This window comes from Paenibacillus sp. J22R232 (genome assembly GCF_056269165.1).
Window position 1 is genome coordinate 771,693 of sequence record NZ_JBWDNK010000001.1, and the last position, 22,940, is coordinate 794,632.

The following is a 22,940-nucleotide window of genomic DNA, read 5'->3' on the forward strand; positions in this document are numbered from 1 at the left end:
CTAATTTTTATACTTGCCGGAATGACTTGACATGATTTAGAACAAAGGATGATAGGAATGCCAAATGATAATCAAGATGCCCCATTTGATGGTTCTAATAGAGGAACAGGTCGTTATCCTATCGACCTGACAGGTCCTCGCAGTCACACTCTTGTCATTCAGCCCGGTGTGGGCAGTCTATCTATTGGACCATCGCAATTGGGGAAGCAAGCAGATCTTCACGTATCGCCTGATGCGCACATCGATTGGACCGTATTCGATTCCTTTTACACGCCGGCGGGCTCGCCTTGGCCGCGATTTCTGCACTATACAGGCAGTGATGCAGGTTTTTTTGACTGGGCGCAGAAACGTCCCATTGAAGAGATGACCTGGGCTCCGACCCTATTTGAAGACAAGGAGATAGATGCCAGACAGTCCAATTTGCATGGCTTGCATATCAAGTTGGATCAGTCCGTGGGTCATCTAAGCCTGAGGCTTCCAAAGCGGCATTGCCGCCTGAGCGTGTCCGGCGATCTATCACGCTTCTCCGCCACGGGCGATGTGCCATCATCTCTGACATTAGCGCCGCGTACTGGCAGACGCAAGAATGAGATTCCTTTCTTGCTGCCCGACTTGGGTGAATTGCATCAAGTGACGAGCCTGACGTTACATAACACGCCGCTAGGACAGCCTATCTCATTGGAATGTCTGATTCGCTTCCCAAACCTAGATTCACTTAGCTTATGGGGGAACTTCTGCGACGCGGACTTACTGGCTCGTCATGTCCGGTTAACGAATTTGGAGCTGCGCTACATGCCTGATCTGAGAAATTTGCCGCACTTGAACGCATGGCCGTTGCTTGACAGATTTATCGCCTACAATGTGGAAGAGATCGCGGGCAAGCAGCTAAAACAACAAATGAAAACGCGTGCTAAAACGCGCCCGTGGACCGGCCATGCTTCAGTGAGCCAATTGCGAAAGCCTGAGTGGTGGACGAGCGAGTTTGGCCGCCCGTTTTCGTCATGGCCTAAACGTCTGGCCAAGCTGGCTAACGAAGCTTACAACATTGCACAGGTAACCTTGGCTGAAGCACGCAGCTTTGACGATGCCGAGGAAGCCATCATCGCTTTCACCGTTCGCTTTAATACCCTCAAAGGCATTGAAACCGCCGAACGTGAAGGCATTGGTGAAGCGGTATGGCAACTCAGCCAGTCTGCTCACTTGATTGGCCAGCCTATACCAGAGGAGCTGGCTCAACGCTGGTTTGATGCAGTACGCGATTACTGAATGAAATGAGGAAATGAACGGGTACTAGTTAAATGTAAATTTACAAATTGTCACAGTTCGCTCTGTCATATACATATTTATAGAGTTTCATTATGGAGTGTTAACTCAAGATCACAATTTATGAGGATTAACAGAAAAGAACTGCAACGGACACCGCATGCAATCGGTTTTGGGAAACCTTCATTAACCTTACATAATATAAGTACATTATATAAGAGATTATTATGAGACTCGATACTATGTAGAGAACAATGTTGTACCGAGATTAACAAATTAATTAGGTCATTCATCAACAGAAACAACGAAGAGATATACAGATTTAACAGTTAAAGAGATGGGGAAAGTTATGGACGACATGGATCGGTAAATCAACGTAGTTACGCTGATTTATAAATACATATTCACAAAACTCGTATTTTGTACATATGTGTTTAGGTTGAAATAAACCCACTTGTATGTTTATAAGTTGTGTTGTTGTTTGTCGGATGACAAGAACATTTACTCTAAACTGATCTCCCCGGTCTATTATATTGTTCTCCGAATAAAAAGCACTCCAATGATCGCGTTGGAGTGCTCCGCTCCGCTAATATTACTCGAGTGCCTTAATAAATGAAAAGTGAAATTGCTAAAAACCACCGACCCGGAGTTCTGTGATTCAATCAATGTCGCACTTTACCTAATTCCGAATCTTATACATCAGACCGGCGTTAACAAACTCGCTGATGCTCTCAAGCGCATTGTCCGAAACGTCAGACCGTCCGGGTAGTCTTGCAGATGCGTAGCCGCCAGAACCAATTGATCACTTTGGCGGCTCGCGCCTTTACAAATCTATTTTCATGATGAGGGCTGCTGGAGCCGCTGTACAATCAGTACTCCATATGGCTCTAATAAGGTCTCTCCTGCTAATGTTCCAGTATTCATGCAATCACGGACAGGCTCTTTGAATATTATATAGTTTTCAAATGACAAAACGATACCTTTGTCTTTAGGTTCCATACCCGATAAACAGTCATTAAAAGCATCTAAGCTTTGACCATAGTAATCAGGGAAGCGAAGCATGCTTGATAATTCATTATGAAAATTTGTGTAATCCCATGATGAGTAATCATAATTATATATTTCAAATCCCTCCTGTGAAAATTTCTGGAGAGCCCTCTCGTTGTGTGTTCTTTAATTTAATTAGTGATACAGCCATGGTAATTCCCAACTTCTTATATTTATATTTCTACTATGAATTTTGACTTTTTCCACGCTAAACTGCCTCATTGTTTAATAAAAATGGAGCAGCTGCGGGGCGCATTCCACTCCATAATGTCTAAACTAAACGTTATTGTTTCTGCTCGATAAATACATGCATATAGGCCTCCGTTTTCCCCTTGCTCTCTCTTGGATTTTAAAGTTTCTTCACTTATTTACCCAGATAAGTAAACGCATGAACTTACAACTTACCTTCTTCTCTCAAATTGCCACATTCGAACTATCCTGTCCGTTTGCTCGACTAAAGGTCTTCCGAATGTATACCTGGTTATTTTTCTCGCAGTCATCTTAGCAATACTTAAAAAGGACTCCATCATCTTCAAGCTGTGTGAAGTTCTATCGATGAGCTAAGCAAGCTGAAGTTTGGTGTTGAGTTCTACCTATTTTTAATACCTATTCTACCTTAAACATATCATCACGTTTTTCAATCATCACTTGAAAAAATTTCAGGGAGGCCTGGATTTCAGACTCCGATAATTCATTTAAAACCGATATAAATCTATCCTTCATTAATTCATGCATGGTCGCATGCAATTCATAAATCCTTTTGCCCTTGGGTGAAAGGGTAAGATAGACCTCTTTTTTATTATCAACCATCTGGTTTCGTTTGATAAAACCCTCTTGAAGTAACTTATTGCTAATTTTTGAAATACTGGCTTTGGACAAATTCATTTTTTCTGCAATCGACGTATTGTTAATAGGTTCATTGTTTCCAATGCAATCAATCACATGTACGCTTGTCAAGTTGCTCGGAATGGATGTAATGCCATGTGACTGTGCCAAGCCAGTAAACTCGCTAATCTCTGCTGTAAACATTTGTTCGGTTAGATGAACAAAGTGAAGAAAACGTTCGTACAATGTTCGCTTTAACCCCTCAGACATGATGTTAACATCCCCTTTATGTATGCGATTTGCCCCTAGCAAGTTTAAAATGCGGGCTAACGCTATATGATTGTTTTAAGCCCAATCTCTTATTGTTCACTTGTAAATTATTTTATCACTTCACTTCATAGGGATCAAGCCTGAAATACCGAATATAAAGAGAAGTTGACAGCCATTACGCTTTTATATTATAGTTTCAACGTTAACAATAATAAAAAGAAGGTGTTGCGTTTGATTCGCTCCGATTCATCCACTCAGCCAACTGAAGTCCATGCATTTACAATCGAGGGGGTATGGCTGTGAATATTGCCAAAACGATAATAGAACGCCGAACCATTCGCAAGTTTAAAGCAGAGCCCGTCCCATTCGAATTGATGAATTCCTTGCTCAAACAGGCTTCAAGTTTGTGGAAATCCGAAGCGCCTCAACATTGGCGTTGCATTTATTATGACTCCATGGAATCGCGTTTGCGACTGGCAGAGAGCATGTTTGCCAAAGTAATAGACAGTCAGTTTGGTAAATTGATCCCGTCAAAATTAACGGGATTTCTCACCAAATCCGTTCTTAATACGCCGGTTCATCTGGTTTTTATTGCGGCATCTTCAGAAAATCATCGACAGCGTGACAACAATTATGCCGCCGTATGCAGCATCATGCAAAACCTTCAATTGGTTGGTTGGGAAAACGGTTTGGGGATGCTCTGGTACACGGACCCGTTGCTGAACAATCCGTCATTTCTTAATGAAATTGGCTTGAAGGCTGGGGAGAAATTTGCCGGTATTTTAAATATTGGATACTTTGATAGGTCACCTAAAGCCCGAAAAAGGACACCCGCGGAAATGAACTGGACAGAATTCACAACAGATACAAAGCCGCATCCAACTAATGAAGACCGTTATGTATCTTCTCAAGACATTTTGGAAACATTAAACATTGCTGTTTGGGCACCGAATGATGGACTCCGTGAACCATGGCGTTTTATTTATGTGACCGGCGAAGAATCCGTTGCTAAACTCGCGCCTTCACATGGGAATACCTCGCAGTCATTACTTATCGTATTAGCAAAGAAAGAAACTGACCCGCACAAGCAAGAGGAGGATTATGCTGCAGCATGTTGTTTGATTCAGAACTTTCAATTGTTGGCCAACTCTAAAGGCTGGAATGTTCGTCGCACCATGCCGGAATGGATATATGAACGACGGCTACCGATACCTCTTAAGATAGATCTGCAAGAGACAATTGTAGCTGTACTGGAGGTTGGGACAGTGGAGCAAATTTCATATTCATCCTCCGCTCCTTCGGCTTTACATGTAATACGCCTTTGAATAAATATGAACCTCATTTAAGTTAGCACCAAAGTGCGATGAAGGGCGAATGAGCACCCCCCGCCGACAAATACAAGTTGGAAACATAAAGGTTTCTAGCTTGGTCAAGCCGAAAACGGCTTCAATCATCCGCCTCAGTTTTGATTCCCGATTACAAAATCAAAAACTTATTACCGCTGACACCTCGTTTTTATCAAGACATCGTTCGGCAATCAAAAGAGAAGGCCTTCTCCCGATGCCTTCTCCGCTGCTTATTATTAGCTGGTATAGCTAAATGTTAACGATAGTTCCTTAATTCAAGATTAATCGGTTATGAGTATATGTTCTTTTCAATCTCGGATGAGGATATATGTTCTTGTCTTAAGGATTGGTCAAGAACATATATCCTCACAACGAAAAAACCGCTGTTTAGGCGGTTTCCAATACATTTATGTTGTTGTCCTTTGACATATGTTTTCAATGTATGATCATCTTCCTTGCATATTTCACTAACTAACTGCCATAACGCGCTGTTTTCTTTATTTTTCGGTCCAAGACTTTTACAATTTGCATAAGTAAGGATTTGAATTCCTATATTTTTCTCATAAATCCTTAATAGATTTTTCAAAGGTAACTAATTATTTTGTCGTTTGTTAACTTCAATCGTAATAAACTCCGGTAAATAGCTGGGAGTACATCCTTTTGCTACTATATCATCTTTGTAAAGCCCCGTTTTCTCACCAAGTTCAATACAACGTGCCCGATTCTTCACATCATAAACGCCGATCCAACCTGCGGTGAAATTCATAGCCCATTGCACTTCCGGTTCTTCCTGCGAAATATTAGCTTCTAGTGTAGATAGTAAGTCTGCGGTGTTATCAGGCGGTGTTTGTCCAGTCCATCTCAATCGCGCTTGATAATACCAGAAAGCTCGCCTTTGAAGAGAAGATGGGCTATTTTCCCAAGACTCCATTAATGCTATTGTCTTCTTGTCTTTGGTGAGCTGATTAGCCATTAACCAATCCAATAAGTTATTTCGCTCATCGAAAGTGTGAGTGTGCATATCCTTCTCAAGCTTATTTATCACTTCTTGTGAAAGAAGTTTTTTATCCATAATTAAGATTGCTAATAGTCTGGGTAAAAACGCTTCGGATGACCAAAGTTCCAAAGCTAGTTCGTGATCTTTATTAATGTCCTTTGCGATTTTTCGTAAGTCGCCTAGCTTAGTTTTACTATTGATCTGAAGTAGAATGTTTTCTGCTTTTGAAGAACGTTTTATTACTGTATCTTTATTTTCATTCATTTCATACATCTCATACGTCTCCTTTATTAAAGCACTGTTTCATAATTTGTCCTTGATGGGATAAATCAAGAACTTAATTTCGATATAAGTCTTATTGCACTGGTGTTCCTCCAAATATTACTTTTTTATATTGTAACATTAATAACGCTTGCCGGCTGCAGGATGTCGGGGCACCGTTAGATTTTATACAAGGCATGCTGGGCCATTGGCTTGCGTCATAAAAGGCTGCATAATCTAATGTTAATTGACTTTGCTCCGTATAGATGGACACGAAAAAACCTCTTAAACAACTCGCTGATATTAAGGAAGAAAACGAAATTCCATAAAAGACGGCAACCTACTTTGCGAAACCTGAAGTAAACAGGTTAAGTTCATCTATGAACACCGTTTAGAATTTCGGATTGCAACGATGTGTCAGGCTTTCCATGTCTCTCGAAGAGGAAATTCAATACTGCCAGCGTCAAATAAATTTAAGAGATAAATGTTGACAAGATTTTAGTTGGTTTTTTCGTAAACTGTTCAACACATCCCTAACCTCAAAGAAGTCCGTGCATATGTAGTTTATCTCCTCAATAATCATATCCAATTGAGTAATACTAATTCTAATTCGATTCACTTTATTTCTCTAACATATTACCGTAGTAAAGAATTGTTATAAACCTATACCTTTGAGCTACTCCAAGCAACACTGCCAGCTTGCTTATTATAGTTCCTCATCTCAAGATTAATCGGTTATGAAAATATGTTTTTTATAATCACGGCTTATGATATATGTTCTTGTCTTCAGGCTTGGACAATAACATACATCCTTACAACAAAAAACCGCAGTTCAGGCGGTTTCCAATACATATATGTTGTTGTCCTCTGTTAAGCTCTCATTCAATTAATAGGTAAAATTGTGTCCCTAGACATCAAAGATGTAAGGACTACCTCGAAAAAGCAGCTGCCAGCATTGACGGCATCTGCTTCATCGAGGTAAAAGCTTTTCTAACTTAAAGCGATGCCGACAACGCCATCTTCATCGCTACATCCCCTGGGATTGGCCCGGTTATACCAAAATGGACATTTTCCATCGTCCAGAACAATTCAGTCATGCCCGGTTGTTCGAATACGAATCCGTCGACTTCGCCCACTTTCGTCTTCGTAAATAGCTCAGTCGGATAGATGGATGCCATGCGGCTGGCCGTGAACGTCACCGTATGTTCGCCCGACGCATACGTAAAAATGATATCTCTAGTTGGTTGATCAGGCATCCCCACCGCTGTAATTTCTGTTAAACTGTACCCTTTCGGTACAAAGGACGGCAGCAGCAAGTCTTCTCCAAAAGACGCCTTTGCATCTTCGATGGAACCAAGCGTTATTGTCGTCAATTTTGTCAAATCCGAACCGACCATACCTCCGTTCGTCTGTGTCGGAGGCACATTCTCAGTCGTATTATCCACAGGCGCCGGAGCGCTCGGTGTACCTAACAGCGGGATAGCCACAATGATTGAGACCGCTGCTGCCAATCCCACCGCTGCCACCTTCCATGATTTCGCAAGTTTCCATTTACGCCCTGCTTTCTCAGCAGCCGCCTCTTGACGAATCTTCCGCTTTAGCTGCTCACTCATCTCCATATTCGAAAATAACATTTCATCAGACTCCTTTCTAAACTGTTGATGCAATTCATAATCCATATCCGTCATGAATGGTTCCCTCCTTACCGATCTCTCGGGCGAGCATTTCTCGTGCCCGATGCAGTTTGCTGCGTACTGTTCCTTCCGGCGTGCTAATTGCTTCTGATATCTCCCGCGTGTTGAGGTCCGCGTAGTAATACAAGTACAATGCTTCCTGATAGGGTAACGGTAGGCGAAGCACATGCTGCAGCACTTCGCTTTTCTTTAGCCGTTCAAGCGCCTCATCTTCCACGCTGATCGTTCGGCCAAGCTCCAGCTTGCCTGGCTCGGTAGGCTGTTCCGTAAACATACGAACGCTCATTTTGTCGCGGCATATGTTTACTGTGATCGTCGTCAGCCACGTCTTGACGGTACTGTCGCCGCGGAATGTGTTCCATTTTCGGTACGCGCGTAGGAACACCTCCTGGCTAATATCCTCGGCAAGATGAGCATCCCCCGTATAGAAAAACGCGGTCCGCATGACAATCGTGCCGAATTCGTTCATGAGCTGCTCAAGTGCTTGCGTGGGGTCTTTCGAGAAATCATTTTTATGTCGATTGCCGGTCGGCTTCACGTGATCACCACCTTCACCTTATTAGACGGTCTGAGTCGGAAATCCGCTGCAATTACGGTTACGTAATTCGGAATATTTTTCAACCTTTTGAATAGCCCCAAATACGATGGAATTAGACAGTTTAATGTTGCCCTTTAGTAAGAATAATTGTTATGGTGTCACAATTCATAAAATCTATCGCGCCGATACTTGCCGTTCTGACCATGGTAACGACTTCCCCGATCTTCGGAAACCGAAATGGAACTCCCCTCTTCTCGGCCACGGCGGGCACCCTACTCGCCGAATCGTTCCAAGTAATCACAACATACTGTACAAGGGTGCGGCGGTTGTTAAAGTAAAAAACCTTGTCCACCGGAAAATTGCCTGAACGGCGAATCGCTATAAAGCTTATAGAAAGGATATTGCCCGCGATGGGCAACCTCCTTTTTGCCTCATGCATGGATGTAGCCATTTGATTCCGGTAGAAATAGACATACAATCATAAATTCTAGATATAGTTACTTCTGTTAAATGATGATATATTCATCGAGAGAGTACTCGGCAAAGGTACATACCCATTTCGGCCGGAATGGGTACGACAACCATTATGAGGAGGAATTATGTATGAAGAAAATATTTTCACTCGTGTTTGCTATAACCTTGCTGTTCGGTATTGCTTCCCAAGCAAGCGCTTATGGCGGGGTTTACGTGTTTAACCCGTATCCGAATAGCTACGGAGCGGTTCCGGATTATATCGGCATTACGAAGCCCAGCGGCGCTTACAAGTACGAAATCCATATTCTGGAGAAGAATAACGGAATATACGGATCACTAACCTACCATTCAGGCAAGCTCGACGTGCCGTCAAGCGGATACGATATTCATCATACGCTATCGAGCTATACGAAGCTCATGCTGTTGCACGCCGGAACCTTCGTTATTATAGCAGAGGCTTATAACAGTTCTGGAGCTCTCATCGGGAGGGATGAGGTCAAGGTTACTTTCGTATAGGATATTATTGGTTATCGAGCTTAAACTCATTCAAAGGCTGTCCCCTGTTCAATCGGGGACGGCCTTTTTCCGTACTGATGATGTTGCGGTGGATACATTGAATTTCAAGCGATAAACGGACATAGATTAATTATAGGTGCAATGATAAAGGAGGAATATGGGGTTATGGCTCAACATAAAGAACATTCATGTGATTTTACGCTAGAGGTTTGGGGAGAAGGCGTGGTAACAGCAGTTCCTGACCGTACCTTGATTACGCTGGGAACCGTTAGTGAAGGGGGGGATCTGGAATCGGTCCAATCCGACAATGCTACAAAAGTGGCCGCGATTATTGAAGGGCTTGACCATTCGGGCATTGCCCGTGAGCGCATCAAAACTACGCAATTTCTAATTGAGCCTAAATACGATTATATAGAGGGAAAGCAAGAGTTCCGCGGATACAGAGTCACCCATCTGCTTCAGGTGACACTAGAAAATGTTACGGAGGCCGGACGTTTAATCGATACGGCCGTTGCGAATGGGGCGAACATGGTTACTTCGATAGAGTTTGATTCTAGCGAGGCTGCTAAAGCGAGACAAGAAGCATTGATTGCTGCTGTGCGAAATGCAGAGGAGAAGGCTACCACAATCGCCCAGTCACTCGGCGTTTCCTTGTCCGCGGTTCCATGCAAAGTCGAGGAAGTCGCGCAGCCTGGGGCGGAGCCTATGTTCTTCAAGGCAACAGTTATGCCGCTGGACAGCGCCACAAGCCCCATCGAGCCGGGGCAATTGACCTTCAAAGCTGCCGTGCGAATTTGGTATATGTATGGCTGAAAGAAGAACAGCAGTAGCTATGACGTAACCATGATTCAGTTATCTAGGTTCGATTCCCATCCTTAAACAATTGTGCTTTAATGCGAAGAGGAATGATTGGTGAAGGTTTCCCCTGAAAAACGATCTTGCCCCCTGCTGCCGCCATCAGGTCCCATGTCGATAATCCAGTCCGCCTGGCTGATGACGTCAAGCTTATGCTGGAACGATTGGGGTTATATTATAAATTCCAAAAATGCGCTGTCAACTTACATCAATGTATTACAAGCATTTTGCAACTTTTGATACTAAATCCCGAGAAAAAAGCCGAATGGATCGTCCTCATCCACTCAGCTCTTAAGGTTATTTTACAATAATTTGTATATATCGCTTACCGTTGTTCCGCTTCCATTTATAAACTCGCCGCGATATTGATAAATGCCAGGAGCTTTTCCCGAAATATGTGTATTTGCCGATTGGGCACTTGGTGAGTGTGAAGATAAAGCTAGCGTTTCAATAAGCTCGTCATTTTCGTATAATCAATACTGTTCTGCGTTTGTGCCCCACCACATATTCATCGCAATCTCATAATGCCATCATGTAAGCCTGTCGCGGCACCGCTATTATTGGAAAGTGTTGGTTTACCTGGCGCCTCGCTTGCAAGCAGCTCCGAACTAACGGAGTGCCGTTCGAATTTGACTGCATCAACCCTCGTATAGATCATATCGGCAGGAAGCGTTGGCGGGTCTACCGTTGTCGGAGTAACCCTGGTCAAACGAACATACTCGCTGCCGTCTCCCGTAAAGTCGAACGTTCCTAGATTAACCCAACCCGAGGAGCCGACTGTTGCATCGATATAAGTGACCTCGGTACCCGACTGATGCTTCACTTCCACTTTGACATGATTATCGTTTGCCGTCGTATGGACGAGCTTGTAGATGGAGACCGTATATTTCCCCTCTGGAAACTGGCCTTTCCACGTTGCTGATGATCCTTGAACGGTAGAGTAGCGGGACTTAACTCCGATTTTGTATCCGGCTAAATTGCTTTGGCTCCAAGACCCTTCTGTCGTGTATAACCCCGTTGTATTTGTACTGTCGACGATAACCGTTAGGTCCCTGATCGTTATGGTCAAAGGCGGTGTTGTTAAGGTCACTCCGTCAATCGTGACCGTGGCCCATACCTCCATGCGATCCGTTTCCCCATCGAGATTCAAGAGGGTCAACCTACCGCTGCTGTCCACTTCGGCAAGATCCGAACGATCAACGAAATACTGTACATTGGCTTGTGTCAGATCACCGATTAAACCGTTATCCAAATAGCCGGTTACGCTCAGTTGTGCGGTTTGGGTCATCTGCAGCTCGTTCCGATCGGATAGGATCACCGCGGACTCCAATTGCGGCATGCTGTTCGGGTCCACCCACATGATCGCATCGGCAACTACCCTTGACTTGTTGGCCTTGTTGGTTAGTTCCACGTACCCGCTATCGCCTGCGGCAAAAGGATAATCCCCTAGGTGCACCCAAGTACCATTCGCCGCACTCTCATCAACGGTAACCGTCTCGGAGCCTCCGCTATAATAAACGGTAAATGAGGCATTCGTTGCCCAATTTTCACTCACAGCGGTTATTTGCGGAAGCTTGTAATACACGCTGTAAGTAACGCTAACCGGCAGCTCAGGCCTCCATTTCATTCTGCTTGTCGCTGTGCCGGCCGTCGATTTGGCATACACATAGCTATCATAGTAATAGTCGTTAGCCGTCGTATCCCGTATCCAGATGCCTTCTGTCTCCGCCTCCGTATTATCCACAATGATAGATGCACTGTCCTGCCAATCGGGTTGAATTGGAGCTGCGGTTACCTGATCAGGGAGATAGAGTGTCCGCTTGCGAGTCTGTTTCCCGTCCGATTCCACGTAATAAGTGAAGGTTTGGGATACATCGTTAACCCGTATCGACCATTCCATCGGATAAATCGTATCCGGGATGGTCGTATACGTAGCCCCGCCATCCAAAGAATAATGGATTGTCGCCGGTTTCGTTGTTTTTGCCTGCACATAAGCATCATAAACCGTTTCGTCTGGCTTGACGATCAGCATGCCTTTAACCGCATCGATTGGACTGTGGATATCGAAGAAATAGCTTGCATCCGATGAATCGGCCGTTCTTACCTGATGCAGCGGCACGTCAATATTAAGTCCCTCTACGATGATAGCGGTTATTCCCTTGCTTGATACCGTAGCTTGAATGCTTCCGCCGCTCATAACCGCTTGTTCAGGTGTTCCGTTATCGCGGATGATGGTAACGGTATAATCCTGTGCCGGGTTGAACCCAATGATTTGCGCATTTAATTCAATCGAAGTCTGAACTTCATCAGACGATGCGTTGCTCAGCCCGATGTAGAATTTATCCCCGCTCTCTCCCGTTATCCAGTTCAATTGAGGATCGTTCGTCTGGATAATCCCCTTGGGCATCCAGAGCCAGACGTTCGAATTACCGTAGAACTGACCCGGTTTATTGCCATAAAGGTGATATTTGAACCATAAAAAATTCGTTTCGAATACGGAAGGAAATGTTATGCTCCCGTTCGATTTCAATGATTGTTCGCTGATCAAATAATCCATCGTTTGCCCGAGCTGCCCCGGAATATGGTGATAATAAATGGAAGTAGCCCCGCTTGGGCCTTCCAGAGGAAAATCCGGTTCAAGTTGGCTAACGGCAAAGCCCTTGTAATAATATCCCGGGTAGCTGGAATACCGTCCAATAACCGCATTATGAGCAATATCCTGCAGCAGTTTATCGCCTGTATAGAGCGACAATCTCAGCATGAACGGCGCTTCCTGAGCGTTCATCCGATAATAGCCGGTTGTGCTTCCAGCCTCAAACGTTAATCCGCTCGGTGAAACCAGCCAATTATCCGCTTGTACGCCTCCGGCTATGTCTTCTGGGAGCTTGCTCCTCGGATATTGGTATTTCCCGCTTTCCGGCCAATGGAACGACTCTGCGTAATTATACGTCTCGGGCTGCGGAATCGTAACGGTACCTTCAGGAACTGGACGGGTAACGAACATGGTGGCATACCTTTTGGCTTCCTTATATGCGGAATTCAAGTATTTGGGGTCCTGAGTTTCCTCATAAAGCTCCAAAATCTCCATCCATAGCTTGCCGTAATAATAGATGAACTCATTTTTGCTCACATCTACGGATTCAGGCGTATCGATATACTGCAGGATATAGCTGTCGGCTGCATCCTTGGCAGCCTGTAAATACTGCGCCTCCCCCGTCATGCGATACATCATCAGGGGCTGAATGACAGGACCCCGATCTTTCTGGTCAGGATCGCGCACGAGGTATTCTTCCTTTGCTAGCGCCCCGATTCCTGCCGAAGTGCCCATCATCTGATTGACGGCGGCTACGCTTGAGACATCGAACGGCAAGGTGGCCATTTTCCATAACGAAGGCACGCCGTACACTTTTTTCTGCGTCGGCGACCAACCGATTCCATTTCGCGATACGCCATACTGGACGGATGGCAAGGCTCTCGTATCGTAAAGCTGGTCATCCCCGGTCAAATAGTAAGCCCCCAAAAGAACCGCATTCGAGCTAGTTCGAACGCTATCCTCGTTTTCGATATCAATAAAGCCCTTGGCACGGCTCCACCACCCGCTAGGCGACGGGACAAACTGAACAGAGTCGTCCCCTTGCGGCTCTATTTTAAGCAAATCGATCATATTGAACATCGCGTCGGTAAGCGACTGGTCTGATACGTTTTCCCTGTATGCCGAATAACCGTACTCATTGCGAAGAATTTCGGCGTAGGATTCATAAAGATTGTTTTGCTCGGCGATTAGACCCATATGAAATTGATAGGTGCTTTCTGCGGTCATTTGTGAATAAGTTCCCAGCTGAGGGGCATAAAGGATTGGCTGTACGCTGCCTTCGTTGTTGACAAGGCTCATGCCAAGCCGTTGCTTCGTAACGCCTCCCGTTGGTTCAAATTCAACCGGAAGCTCTTCCGAAGGCGCAAATACCCCATACGTCAAAGGATTCCCTGCACCGTCATTTTTCTCCACCAGACTCATCGGAGCACTTAGCTCCCTCAAGCTTGTTGATTCTACCGTCCCTACCATTTTTGCATGCGACCTGAATCCATTTAACACTTCATTGACGCCGGAGATTAGCTCAGTCGTGAAGGACTGATATCCAATGACATAATTGCCATCGCGGCGAGGCGTGAAGGCGAAGGAAACATCTGGTTTATCCCCTGCCATGGACCAGTTTACTTCAAAATCATAATCACTTTCATGCAAAGAATCAGTTAATACCGCCGTTTGGCTATCGGGAAAATGTATCCCGTCAAACGTTATCCAGCGTTTGTTCATCGTATCGTAGTAATTGGTGCGGCTCCCCGCATTCCCATCCAATAAAACCCATTGCTCCTCAAGCCTTTCCGCCACATTATTGATTGGCATCCAGTTTCCCGTGTCCGCATTCTTGTAGAACATGTCACGAACGATGGATTTGCCTCCATCCCATGCTGCCTCATAGAAGGTCGCCTTATAGTTTTCATTTTCGATGCTGCCTTTTTCCGTGTAGCTAAGATTCGCTAATGTGCGGCTCCGCAGCGGTGGCAACGGAGGTGCTTGCTGTCTGATATTCCCTTCAAACTTGACCGCATCGGCCCGAGTAATGATCGTGCCCGTCGTAGGCTGCGTCCGGGTCAGCCTGACAAATTCGGAATCATCGCCACTGAATTCATACTCCCCCAAATCCACCCATCCGACCGATGGACCCGACGAAGGCCTAAGATCCATAAATAAAACATCCGTAATCCCATTGTGAACAATCTCAATCTTTACATTACTATCTGCTTTATCCGCCCAATCAAGCTTATAGAACGATATTCTCGCCGTCCCTGCTTCCAAGCGCGGATTCCATGTGATGCTTCTGCCTACTGCGTCCGTATATTTGGAACTGGAATTATTGTATCCCTTCACTCCCGCGCTTGTGGTCCAATAAGGAGCGGAGAACCCGTTACTTGCATTGCCTGCATCAACCGTGACAAGATTATCTATCGTCAGGCTTCCATCATCAATGATGATCGTCTTATGTGGCTGTTTCTGCTTTATGTTTCCTTCGAACTTAACCGCATCAGCACGCGTAAGTATCGTGCTCGAAGTGCCGGTAGACCGGGTCAATCTAACGAATTCTTCACCAACCCCGGAAAAATAGTACTCTCCCAAATCAACCCATCCCGCAGGATCGCCAAAGGAAGGTCTCAGATCCACAAATAATACATCAGTCGTTCCATTATGAACGATTTCGATTTTCACATTGCTATCAGCTTTATCCTCCCAGTTAAGCTTGTATAAAGATATTTTCGCTGTTCCTGCTTCCAAGCTTGGATTCCAGGTTATCGTTCTGCCTGCCGTACTCGTATATTTGGAGCTGGAATGATTATACCCCTTCACCCCTGTGCTTGTGGTCCAATTCGGAGCCGAATAGCCATTGTTCTCGTTACCCGCATCAGGTGTCACAACATCATTGATCGTAATGCTTCCGTCATCGATGATAATCGTCCGATAAGGCAAGGTCTCCGCATAAGCGGTCCTTATTCCGACTAGGCTGACAGGAACTACTATCGTAACGATGAAAACGATAAAGAAAAACAGCTTCCTTTTGACCAGACACTTGACCAATCCACTCACAGCCTCTCCTTTTAATGATAACGCTTCCAAAATAATAATGCCCCCTTTGCTCGAATGGTTGTAAAGAAGCAATTAGCCAGATCCATCTGGCTATACCGCTCCGTCGTTTTTATCATAGCATGTCATCTCACAAGGAAATTTCTTTCATTTCACCAATTTTTTATAAGATTTTAAGCAAGAAAAAACCTACATCCTAAATGACCGCTCGATTGCAGTCAGATAAAATGTAGGTGTTCCAAGTGGACAATAACCAATGATCCATTATGATGGCGGCTGCAGCACTAACAGCTTCCCAAGCTGAATGACCGTTTGATCATACCTAGCCGGATGCTGCCGAATATGCTCCATGCTCCGTTCATTGCCGCTTGCCTCAAATACGGCCGCTTTGTCTGTCTTCTCGTGATCCACTTCGAAGCGAACCGTATGTTTCCCATTCGGAAGCTCCGGCAAGAAAACATATTGATTTCGATTATGATCGTTATAGGGTGTGAATCGATCGATAATGAAGGGTATGCCTCCATCAACCGACACCTTTAATCTGCCGGAATCCGGACCCCCGATATCGAATAACCCGATTTGGGTCCCCTCGAATTGCAACGTGATAGCTTCTCCAGGATTGACTGCTCGCCATAGGCCGGGGAACAACCAATTGTACTCGCGCACTAAAGCAAAATCATCGGGGGTCATGTAAGACCAGCCTTCCGAAAAATGAGCAAAACGATCCAGCGGCAGCATGGATGCGTACTCCCAAGGATTAGCCGGAACCAACGGATTGTGAGGCAATTGATGTTCCAAGCTTTCCTGATCATAGCGAAGCTCGCTTATTTTCTCAAATGACCGGGTAATCGTATCCGTGTAAATTTGATGACCCTCGGGAATTGTGGGATGGACCGAATCATGCGTAAAAATAATGGCTCCCGGATGGGACTGATCAGCCCTTGCGGTGAAAATGAGCTTCCCCTCGGATACCAGTTGACTGACCGCTACGCCTAGATGGATGGAAGGAATGCCGTAATAATCGGCCACTTCCTCCTGCATAAGAGCACCCTTCTGGTATTCGCCGGATTGAAATAAGGCCACATCCCGCTCTTTCAGCGTGTAAACGAACAGAATATCGATATACGGGCTTCGCTTGCGGATCTGACGGACAATTCCTTCGATCCGGGCCTTGGATTCGGGGACTCCGCCATCGTTGCCAACAAATTCAACAAACACGAGATCAGGCTTATGACGCAGCGCATCCGTCTCCAAGCGGGCGCAGCCCAGGTCCGAACCCGTTCCATCAATGCCTGCATTCACGGAGCGAATTTCCGCATGGGGATATTTATCTCGAAGCCAATCTCCCGTCATGACCCTGTATCCTTGAGAACGCGTATTGCTGCCGCCAAAGTAGACGATTGTCACGGTTTCCCCGTTTTCCAACTTCGGAATGACATTAGGCAGCCCTCTTCGAGGGAATAATTCCTTCATCTCGGCTTCACCTGCCCTCGCTTTTTATTTTCGGTGCAAAGCATTTTACGGCAAACACTTCATAATAAGGAGAACCATAGGTTGCGCTGAAGTGAATGCGGATTCGGGTTACGCGTTCCGCATCCACCTTATGTTTATTCAACGTGAGATAATTTCCGCGGATGCTGATTTCACTCTCGGTTCCGTCTTCATAGGTCAAGGTCACATCATAGTCTTGGACAAGGAGCTCGATGGGATCGTCGAAATGTTCCAAATCCAGCCGTGAATTGAACACAAGATAGATTTCCTCCACATGTTTGGGGCTTGCGAAGCGCAATTCCAACCATTCCCGTCCTTCCGTACGTTCAGAAATCCAACCGTTCGGCAGACCATAAGGCCTGGAGAAGCCGTTGACGACATTCTCGGGGCTATACATATTTTGGGATGGCACCAAGTCTTTGAAGCAAATGCTCTTATTCAGCTTCTTCAGCCTAGACGGCACTTCAGGCCGATATTGAAAGCTGACAGCTCCTGTCAACCTCTCTTCATTGCCGTATACGGCAAGGCTCGCAGCACCTTCCAGTACGATGTAGATTTTATCGTCAGCCGGCTTCTTGCAGCACAGGTCCAGCGTAAACCAGTCATCGTAACCGGCTGAAATAACCAATTGATAGTCTTTCAGCTCGCTGGCGGGAATATAGTTTTCCTTGCGATCCCCGCCAAACAGCTTCACCTGCAGCGTTTCCGGGTGCTCGGACCTATTTTTAATTTTGATCCGCACGCTTTCAGCAACGGATGTCTCAATTGGCAAGACCAAACATAATGCGTTCTCCAAGGAAATCTCTTCGGTTGGATGAAGATTATTATAGCTTCGCTGAGAAGAGGCACGAACCGTTAAACCTTCAGCGAAATAAGGATCCAACTCCTCTTGAAGCCCTACAATCGTTTGCCCGTCCCGTAGCAGCTGCGCTTGAAGCTCACCCATATGGTCTTTGACTATCGCCGCGGGGTCTGCCTCGTATTTCAAGCATAAGGCAGCAGCCGTTCCTACCGCCTGCCCCATGCAGCCGCAGGTTGCCATGACCCTTGTTGATCCGAAAGCGACATGGGTAGCGCTTATATTGCGGCCTGCGAACATCAGATTAGGTATATTGCGTGAAAACAAGCTGCGGAAAGGGATATTATACAAGCCCGGCACGAAATTCCACGCTGTAGCCGGGCCCTCATCGTAGATGCCTTTATTCGCATGCAGATCCATATACCAGCCTCCGACGGATACAGCATCATCGAAATGAGGCTTTGCTGTAAGATCGTTCTGAGACAGCATGTGCTCCCCTATAAATCGCCTTGACTCCCGTTTCCCCGGAATCGGACATACATAATCCAAAATGAGATTGTCCACATCATCAAATTCGCCGCTATTTTTGATATAATCCCAAATCCCGTACACCAACTTCCGCAGTTCCAATGCGATGTCTTCATTATTTTTGATAATATCCATATGCCCGCCGTATTCGAGCCACCACAATCCGCCAAGCCCGTTGATTTTCCTTGGAAAAGACCGATGGTTTAAGCCTTTCCTGATACTATCGAAAAAAGGCAGCTTCGTAATATCATACGCAAAGCCCGGCCTTTTGTAAGGAACGGAATAGTCTACGTCACGGGCTTGAAACAGAATCGTATCGCCCATGGTGTAATGGTCCGCCACTTCGGGAGCCAGCTCCTCCATGTATTCATGCTTCGCCTCTCTTCCCCATCGGAAATGAGCACCTGCTTGATAACCGACAATGCCGTCGCCGGAGCAATCAATGTAGGTTCGGCTTTCAAATCGGAATTTTCTTTCGGAAGCGAGCTGAAGGCCCTCTACCCATTTAATTCTGCCGTTCTCCATGCCCGTTTCATGCACGCATGTATTCAGGAATAGGGAAATGTTAGGTTCAGCATAAACCATGTCGAGCAATACCGTATCCGAAAGCGAAAGCATAAGCTTCTTGTTGTATAACGGATTATAGTGAAAGATCTTCAACTTGAGTTCTTCCACCAACCCTCCCTCGCGTGCATAATAGGATGGACTGTTTCCGAGATAGGCCGACCCGTTGATATGAACCCTGACCTCGCTGCTCGCATTTCCCCCAAGCACCGGCCGATCATTAATAAGCGATACCTTTAGCCCTTGGCGCGCGGCAGCTATGGCAGCGCAAATCCCAGCAATTCCTCCGCCTACGACGGTTACATCTGCATGTATAAGCTCCATTTTGATAACCTCCATGATTAGATCCTTCTATCATGGTAAGTCTTTTGGTCCCCTTTTTTTTACATGATTTCGCGAAAAAATCATATATTTTTTGCAGCCTTTATTTGGATTCGTACCGTGTCATTTTGATCCGGTATTGCTTTGGCGTCTCACCCGTATATTCTTTAAATAGTTTGCAAAAGTAACCCTCATTGACGATGCCTACTTCCTCGCACAATTCCAATAAAGAATAATCCTGCACATTTAGCAGCTCGAGCGATAATTGGATTTTTTTACGGTTAATGTAGCTGATCACGCCCTCGTTCATCGTTTTTTTGAACAAACTGCTAAAATAAGACGGAGCCAAATTCACATCCTCGGCAATCGCCTCCAGCGTCAAGCGCTGTTTCAGGTTTTTCTCTATAAACTGCATGGCGCTCATGATTTCTGCACGATGCAATATTTGCCCAGCATGCACGTATTCGAATGTGAAGTCGCCAATATAGGCAAGCTGCTCCTGAAAGGCCATAAATTCCATTGGGAATTCCGCCACTTCCGCTGCCAGTTTGTTTCCCGGTTTAAACTTCATAATAATGTCTCTGTACAAGTCTCGAAGCATCGGCGCCATGAAGGACTTATGGATTTTATGCTCCGAAACAAATTGGTTCAGGTCGGCGAACGCATTCTCCAGCTCTTCCTTGGCAACCTTCCTTTTTACCCATAAAAGAAAATCAGCCAATTTCTGCTGAAAATCCGCTTTTTTGTCATTACGGTATTGGAACCGATGCATGGGCGTTTTTACTATTTTTTCCGTATGATAATAGAAATCCTCACTCACATTTTTAGCTTCCGTGTACGCTTGTTTGATCGATTCCCAGCCTCGGTGCGGACCTCCGAAAGCGACGGATACCCGTTGATTCAAATATTGCTGCAAATGAGAGACGATCTGCCCTCCCAAGGATTGGCAAGCATACTCCGTTTCCATGTCGCTGCGGCTATTCTCCCAGGAAAGAAAGCCAATAAAACGATTATCGGACAAATCCGCCGCTACGCCGCCGCTTCCGCCAATCATCACCGTTTCTTCGATTACATTCGTAATCGCATATTTCAAGATGCTTTGATCAGCGGCTGAGTATTCGTTCCGAAAACTTTCATACGTGTTCATTTCCACGATGAAGCAGCAATAGTTGGCTTGAAAGAAATGGAACTGCATGCGATTGGCAAAATCCGATGCCCGATGGGAAGGGATTTCGCCCCGGATAAGCTCGTTAAAAAATTGCTTGCGGACTCTATATTTATTTTCAAGCACGGATACGTTTAACGATTGAAATTCGGCTTCCTTTTTCTTAACCTCATTGAGAATCCCAGCCGCTTTAGCTAGGGCCCGATCCAAATCCGCTTCCCTCAGCGGAACCTTAACAATGTACTCCAGCACGTTGGCATGAATAGCACGCTGGGCGTATTCAAAGGATGAATAGGCGGTCAAAAGGATGTATTGGGTATGGGGGAGCTCCGGCTTTAGCTGCTCAATCATGGAGATTCCATCCATTCGCGGCATAACGATATCGGATATTACGATATCCGGCTTAAGCTTTAAAATCTCCTCGATCCCGTTAAGCCCATTATTCGCTTTCCCCACTAGAACAAATCGCCTATCCCTTTGGGAGAGCTCGTTAAAAAACAATTCCAATCTTTGAATGATCAGGTCTTCATCGTCAACAATGAAGCAGGTATAGTTTCTCATTATTGTGCATCTCCTTTTGACAAGACTACCGGGAATATGGCGCGTACACGTGTTATTTCCTGAGGTATGCTAATGATTTGGAGCCCGAATTGTTCACCGTAGTGAAGTCTAATTCGGCCATGAATGTTATTTAAACCAATCCTTTTTCTTTTGACTTCCACATCACCCGGTTCTGAAATTAAAATATGCTTTATTTTATCCGCTGGAATTCCCTCGCCTTGATCGATGACTTCTATGATGGCGATACCGCCTTCCCTGTACGCATGAATCGTGATAGGGCCTTCAATTCCTCCTCCGTTATAGCCATGGAAGACACTGTTCTCCACAAGGGGCTGCAGCAGCATTCGAAAAACCGGAAAATCCATCAACCCTTCTTCGATATTTTCAATTAAGTGGAATTTTCTGTTATATCGAATGTTCTGGATCTCGATATAGTCCGCTACATTTCGTAATTCCTGGCGTAGTGAAACCTTCTCTGAAGCGTCATCTATCCCGTATTCCAATAATGAAATGAGCGAACCGATCACCACATCTACTTTCTCTATCTGTCCGAGACGTATCACATTGCTGATCGAACCAAGCGTGTTATACAGAAAATGAGGGTTGATTTGCGACTGCAGCACTTGAATCTCCAGCTTCCGCTCAAGCTCATTATGCAGCTCCGCTCGCCAAATCAATTCCACAATTTGCTGCAGCATACGGTCGAAGGCTCGGGACAGATCTCCGAACTCATCGTTTCGGTTAATCGTTATCGTAGTCGTGAGGATGCCTTGTTCCACCCGTTTCATTTTTGATTTGAGCGCATAAAGCGGATTCCTGATGTACTTGGCAATAAAAAAGGAAATGAACAAGCTTAAAAGAAGACCTGCCGCTAGAAGCTCGATATAATAGGTTTCCAATCGGGCCAGAGCGGCTTTCAAGCGTGATTCATCGTTGACCGAGATGATGGTCCAATTGAATTTCTCCGTCGGTTTTTTCAGGATGGAGACCGGCTGGCCATCGTTGGTATGCAGTTGAAGGCTTGTTTCTGTCGTATCCAAAATTTGTTCCGCTGGCGTTTCCCCGACTGAAAACGTATGATCTTGAATAATCAACGGTCCTCTATTTTCTGAAAATCCGGCTATGATCTTACCTGATGGGGTGATCAGAGCCAAATTCATTTGTTCCTGTTTATTAATCTTGAACAAGGTTTCTTCAATGGCATTTAGATCCAAATCAACGGCTATGGCCATCGGAAACGGAGCGCCGTTCAGATAGCGCACCATCGTTACTGTCCAGCCTGAATACTTGGATTTGTAAGGATCACTGACAAAGGTTGTCCTTTTGTTCTTATTGGCCGCATCAAACAAAGGCTCTCTTTCCGTTAAAGGTTCATCGAATATACGGGTAGGCGTGCTTCCGCCTACGATGGATAAGTCGCTTTTGATCAAATAAATATTACTGACGTAATTACTGTTGAGTTCATATAGCTCTCTTAATTGCTCTTTGATTACTTCCGTATTGTCGATGTTGGCGTTCACCGATGTTTCGACCGAGAACAGGATCGTCTGGAAAGAGGCAAAATTAACGGTGAAATACTGATCGACCTTGTCAAGAATTTGGTTGGTGTAGAAGATGTCGTTGGTTCTTATTTCCTTTTGGACATAGCGATAGGACAATTGGCTTATCAGGATTATGCAGCCTAGTACAAACGCAAACACGATAAAAAATAGTTTTAACGGCAAGCTGATTCTTCTTCGCATTCGCATGGATTATCTTCCTTTTACGTTCTTATTAAAATGACAATA

Annotated in this window: 14 protein-coding genes; 4 read left to right on the top strand and 10 right to left on the bottom strand. The window is 45.2% G+C overall.

All coding sequences use genetic code 11. From position 1 onward, the window contains the following. Positions 1-57 precede the first annotated feature (57 nt). Positions 58-1,266, top strand: a complete 1,209-nt coding sequence (locus tag AC0YN3_RS03710; RefSeq protein WP_475773747.1) for a hypothetical protein — start codon at positions 58-60, stop codon at positions 1,264-1,266. An 834-nt stretch (positions 1,267-2,100) separates the two neighbouring features. On the opposite strand, the gene AC0YN3_RS03715 is transcribed toward AC0YN3_RS03710, so the two are convergent. Both AC0YN3_RS03715 and AC0YN3_RS03720 read right to left on the bottom strand, forming a co-directional pair. Next, on the bottom strand, positions 2,101-2,385 hold the full coding sequence (locus tag AC0YN3_RS03715) for a barstar family protein (RefSeq protein ID WP_475774279.1): 285 nt from the start codon (positions 2,383-2,385) through the stop codon (positions 2,101-2,103). Between the two features lie 531 nt (positions 2,386-2,916). Continuing rightward, the gene (locus AC0YN3_RS03720; protein WP_475773748.1) at positions 2,917-3,405 is read right to left on the bottom strand and encodes a MarR family transcriptional regulator; all 489 of its coding nucleotides are present in this window, start codon (positions 3,403-3,405) and stop codon (positions 2,917-2,919) included. A gap of 293 nt (positions 3,406-3,698) precedes the next feature. Between AC0YN3_RS03720 and AC0YN3_RS03725 the strand changes: the two genes are divergently transcribed. Next, positions 3,699-4,730, top strand: coding sequence for a nitroreductase family protein (locus tag AC0YN3_RS03725; protein WP_475773749.1), 1,032 nt, complete (start codon positions 3,699-3,701; stop codon positions 4,728-4,730). Positions 4,731-5,343: 613 nt separating this feature from the next. On the opposite strand, the gene AC0YN3_RS03730 is transcribed toward AC0YN3_RS03725, so the two are convergent. The 3 genes from AC0YN3_RS03730 to AC0YN3_RS03740 all read right to left on the bottom strand — a co-directional run bounded on the left by AC0YN3_RS03730 (position 5,344) and on the right by AC0YN3_RS03740 (position 8,241). Further along, on the bottom strand, positions 5,344-6,012 hold the full coding sequence (locus tag AC0YN3_RS03730; protein WP_475774280.1) for a DNA alkylation repair protein: 669 nt from the start codon (positions 6,010-6,012) through the stop codon (positions 5,344-5,346). Between the two features lie 992 nt (positions 6,013-7,004). Next, entirely contained in the window at positions 7,005-7,697 is a 693-nt protein-coding gene (locus AC0YN3_RS03735) for a hypothetical protein (protein ID WP_475773750.1), read from the bottom strand. After that, entirely contained in the window at positions 7,678-8,241 is a 564-nt protein-coding gene (locus tag AC0YN3_RS03740; RefSeq protein ID WP_475773751.1) for a sigma-70 family RNA polymerase sigma factor, read from the bottom strand. Before AC0YN3_RS03740 ends, AC0YN3_RS03735 begins: the two co-directional genes overlap by 20 nt. Before the next feature lie 603 nt (positions 8,242-8,844). On the opposite strand from AC0YN3_RS03740, the gene AC0YN3_RS03745 reads away from it, so the two are divergent. Both AC0YN3_RS03745 and AC0YN3_RS03750 read left to right on the top strand, forming a co-directional pair. Further along, positions 8,845-9,231 carry a hypothetical protein gene (locus AC0YN3_RS03745; RefSeq protein WP_441941962.1) on the top strand — a complete coding sequence of 129 codons (387 nt, stop codon included), beginning with the start codon at positions 8,845-8,847 and terminating at the stop codon, positions 9,229-9,231. 165 nt (positions 9,232-9,396) lie between these two features. Beyond that, positions 9,397-10,044 (top strand): SIMPL domain-containing protein, encoded by a 648-nt coding sequence (locus tag AC0YN3_RS03750; protein WP_475773752.1) that lies wholly within the window; start codon positions 9,397-9,399, stop codon positions 10,042-10,044. A gap of 550 nt (positions 10,045-10,594) precedes the next feature. On the opposite strand, the gene AC0YN3_RS03755 is transcribed toward AC0YN3_RS03750, so the two are convergent. From AC0YN3_RS03755 to AC0YN3_RS03775, 5 genes are all read right to left on the bottom strand, one after another. Next, positions 10,595-15,757 (bottom strand): golvesin C-terminal-like domain-containing protein, encoded by a 5,163-nt coding sequence (locus AC0YN3_RS03755; RefSeq protein WP_475773753.1) that lies wholly within the window; start codon positions 15,755-15,757, stop codon positions 10,595-10,597. Positions 15,758-15,988: 231 nt separating this feature from the next. Continuing rightward, positions 15,989-17,197: an SGNH/GDSL hydrolase family protein gene (locus AC0YN3_RS03760; RefSeq protein WP_475773754.1), complete on the bottom strand. Its 1,209-nt coding sequence runs from the start codon at positions 17,195-17,197 to the stop codon at positions 15,989-15,991. A 7-nt stretch (positions 17,198-17,204) separates the two neighbouring features. Beyond that, positions 17,205-19,430 carry an FAD-dependent oxidoreductase gene (locus tag AC0YN3_RS03765; protein ID WP_475773755.1) on the bottom strand — a complete coding sequence of 742 codons (2,226 nt, stop codon included), beginning with the start codon at positions 19,428-19,430 and terminating at the stop codon, positions 17,205-17,207. A gap of 100 nt (positions 19,431-19,530) precedes the next feature. Beyond that, positions 19,531-21,153 carry an AraC family transcriptional regulator gene (locus AC0YN3_RS03770; RefSeq protein WP_475773756.1) on the bottom strand — a complete coding sequence of 541 codons (1,623 nt, stop codon included), beginning with the start codon at positions 21,151-21,153 and terminating at the stop codon, positions 19,531-19,533. Further along, positions 21,153-22,901 carry a sensor histidine kinase gene (locus AC0YN3_RS03775; protein WP_475773757.1) on the bottom strand — a complete coding sequence of 583 codons (1,749 nt, stop codon included), beginning with the start codon at positions 22,899-22,901 and terminating at the stop codon, positions 21,153-21,155. The genes AC0YN3_RS03770 and AC0YN3_RS03775 overlap by 1 nt, the downstream gene beginning before the upstream one ends. Positions 22,902-22,940 lie beyond the last annotated feature (39 nt).